Annotated in this window: 2 protein-coding genes; one reads left to right on the forward strand and one right to left on the reverse strand. The window is 34.5% G+C overall.

Features of this window, described 5'->3' with window-relative positions; all coding sequences use genetic code 11:
• Positions 1-18: 18 nt before the first annotated feature.
• Positions 19-2,505 carry an AAA family ATPase gene (locus N475_RS02730; RefSeq protein WP_063364649.1) on the forward strand — a complete coding sequence of 829 codons (2,487 nt, stop codon included), beginning with the start codon at positions 19-21 and terminating at the stop codon, positions 2,503-2,505.
• Here N475_RS02730 and N475_RS02735 read toward each other — a convergent pair.
• Positions 2,500-3,564, reverse strand: coding sequence for a D-alanine--D-alanine ligase family protein (locus N475_RS02735; protein WP_063364650.1), 1,065 nt, complete (start codon positions 3,562-3,564; stop codon positions 2,500-2,502). The genes N475_RS02730 and N475_RS02735 overlap by 6 nt on opposite strands.
• Between the last annotated feature and the right edge of the window lie 18 nt (positions 3,565-3,582).

The raw sequence follows: 3,582 nt of genomic DNA on the forward strand, positions 1-3,582 counted from the left end.
TAACGATAACTAGGAATTATGAGTGCTAAAAACATTGTTGAAATATTAGAAATTGAAAGCTTGATAAATAAGTTATTCATAGATGTTTGTAATTATCAGTTTGTAGCGCTGCAAGGACCCTCAGGTTCAGGGAAGACCAATTCAATATTGCCTGAATTAAGTAGGAAGTTGTCTCAAGATGGTATCAGAGTAGTTTACATAAGTGCCGACGAAGAGCAGCAAGTAACTCAACTTTATGCTTTTGAGCACCTATTAAATATCCAAAAATATGAAAAAAAACAGACTGAGAAACAGCGTAGAGGAATTGGTAAATTAATAGATGGATTGTCGCCCGTAAAGTTTATGGCTGGCCTTCTTGATATTGTACCTACAGAGTCAATTGAAGCCGAATTAATGCTTGATGAGCATTTAACAGAAAAAGAAGTATCCATATTAACCCTTTTGAATAATTTATGCTCAGTTCAGAAATGCGTTCTAGTTATTGATCATTTTGCTTGGTTAGATAGAACTTCATTGAAACTATTGAAGTATATTTTTTCTCTCAATAAGCATAAGCACCTCCAATTACTAGACGAATTGGTAGTTCTAGCCATCTTAACCGATGAGCACCTAGCATTAAGCTTAGAAAAAGACATATCACAATTAATTAATCAGAGCATATTGCATAAAACCAATTTACCCTCCACTGATAAAATAAATAAAATCTTAAAATATTACAACCCAGAAGCTTCCTTAAGTGCAAAAGACACAAATATAGTCTATCAATTTAGTAAGGGTCATTTGGAGGTGTTAAAAATCATCGCATCACTTTTAAAGAACAGTGATAATATAAATCATTTATTCAAAGCTGGTTCGGAATGTTTATTGGAAAAAATTTATTTATTATCTATTAACAAAAGCGCAAGGGATATATCTGTAAACTTACTTAGAAAGTTAGGAGAAATATCTTTCCTAGGAGACAAGTTTTCTAAAAAACAGATTAGCTGCCTGTTGGGCCATGAGGGAGAACAACTAACAGATTACGAATTACAGGTTGCAAGTGACCTTGGAATCATAGAAAAATACGATACAACACATTATCTCTTTACTCATGAATTCCATAAGAACTCTTTGTCTTCTTTTGTTGAGAAGAACAATCAAGAAATACATAGAAAAGTTTCTGATTGCTTAAAAAGACTGCTACCTTCATGTTATCGGCTTAGAGCCTATCATTTACAAAAGGCAGGTGAACATGAAAAAGCTGCAGTGATGTTAGTACATGGGGCAATTCAACTTTTGAGTAATAAGCAGAGCCCTTTGTCGCATCTCAATGAATTTGAAGCAGAGCTATTGAAGAATGAGAGTAAGCTCTGTTTAATCGCTATTTTCACCAAGGCATACGAGTATTTTCACACCAACAGATTTCGAGAAGTTATTCTTGAACTAGAAGGTTTGGGTATTGATGTAGCATATACGTTGATGGCAGAAAGGGATTACCTTATCGCATTGGCATATATTGAAATGCACAACAAAGAATCGTTTCAACTGGCAAATAAGCTGGTTTCTAGATGGAGCACCTTAGACACAAATCATGAGTTGGAGCTATGGTCTAAATTGACTCTCCTAAGGATACAGTCTTTAGTCTTAAATGGTGAAATTAGTAGGGCTAAAATAGAAGAGTCAAACCTTAGCCAAAAACTAAAACGACTACAGCCTATTGATTCAAGGTTGATAGAGTACTTACACATACAAAATAGAAAAGCGACATCACTAAAAATATCCGAAATTGCTGAGAGAAACATTAAAGTTGCCCTTGATTATTTCTTCGCAAGCTCTCCACCAAGATACAGGGAGAATATTTTTGAAGCTTATAAAACTCTAGTTAACTATACCGCAGTTTTAATCAATCTTGGTAATTTCAAAGAGGCATCAAAGTATTGCAACCAAGCATTCAAATATATAAAAGATAATTCTCAATTTAAATTTCAAAGAAATGATATTCTTGCAAACAACTACGTCATTTCCAGCTTTAAATCAGGGAAGCTATCAATAAAGGACGCATGTGATAGTCAAAAGAAAGTTACGCTTTCAAAGCACTGTAACAATGATAATCACATACAAAGATCAAATTATATCGGATTTTTAATAATACAAGGTAGTACTGATAAGGCATGGCTCGAGATTAATAGCCTAAAAACTGAAATTCATGAAAAGAGAATTGATGAAAGCTATATAACTTATAATCTTTTTAATAACATTATGATACTTAATTTAATAACAAATAAAATGACAGGTTTTGAAGCTTACTACAACAAGACAATATCCATTGTTAAAGGGAGTCAGTGGCCAGCAGAAACTGTAATTTTAAAAAGATTAAATCACATTTACTCTAAAAGACAACAGTTAATAGGAAAAGATTATTATCAAATAGAATCGGAGGTATCACAAATTGATAAATCATCAATGTGGCTTTTTTACGGGAACCCAGTAACTCTTTGCGAGTTACAATTCTGGGCATCTTCATAAAATTTTTGCGGCTCCAACACAAAAGAAAGCTTGAAGAGCTTCTTTTTCCTCTAGGCCTAAATTTAATAGTGTATTGTAGAGTGCAGTCCCTTTTTTAGGTGGTGGTGACTCATTCGTGTCAAATATGAAAAAGTCCCCAGAAGCTGTAACTCTAAAATCAATTCTGCCAACTCCTGACATACCCAATAACAAAAATGTTTTTTCAGCTGTGAGCATGATATCCCTTTTTAACTGAGGTGATATCTCAGGTATATAAGAAAAATACTCATGCTGCTTATGACCCTCGTAAACTTTATATTCGTCGTTTAAATACTCATTCCCATCAATTCCAAAGCCGATGACTCCTAGGCTGGATACTTCTTCAAGTTTAATAATTGGACAACAAATTTCGTAACCGCTTATATATGTTTGGATAAGGAAAGGCTGGTTTAGCTCTCTACACTTGTTAGATAAATAGTCTGCTTTTGAGTCATCCCAAATAAAACAAGAGGTTGCGTCGACACCAAGGCACATTGACTCGTAGATAGGTTTAGCAATTACTTTTTCCCCACCTTTGGGTTTACCATTTAAAAACTGAGTTCCATCGTACAGCCAAGATTTTGGAGTGGGTAAGTGATTCGAAATAAGCAGTTGATTTACATGGTATTTGTGATGACAGATCGAATTCGCATGTGGAGAACTATTACATACTTTTATACCGTAAAATTTGGCAAATGCGGGCATTAGCGCTTTTTGGCCGGGCCCTTTTCCACCTTCAGCCATATTATATAGTATAGAGTCTACTAGCTTTGCCGGTTCCAAATGGGACGAAACATATTGAAAAAACGCCTTTTCGCTGGTAAAAACTTCAACGGGAAAACCCATACTCCGAATACTTTCAGAGAACAGCTCTATTTCTAATTCAGTATATCCCTGTGCATCAGAAGGGTATTTTTCATAATCGTACACCCAATCAAAACAGCCCACAATATTAGCAACAATAAACACTGTTGGCTTGTAATTAAGATTTTTTGAAAAGTGAATGCACCCTCTCAACTGATCAACAATTTTTGATTCCATAATTCCTAGTTATCGTTA

Source organism: Pseudoalteromonas luteoviolacea DSM 6061 (assembly GCF_001625655.1).
Lineage (GTDB): Bacteria > Pseudomonadota > Gammaproteobacteria > Enterobacterales > Alteromonadaceae > Pseudoalteromonas > Pseudoalteromonas luteoviolacea.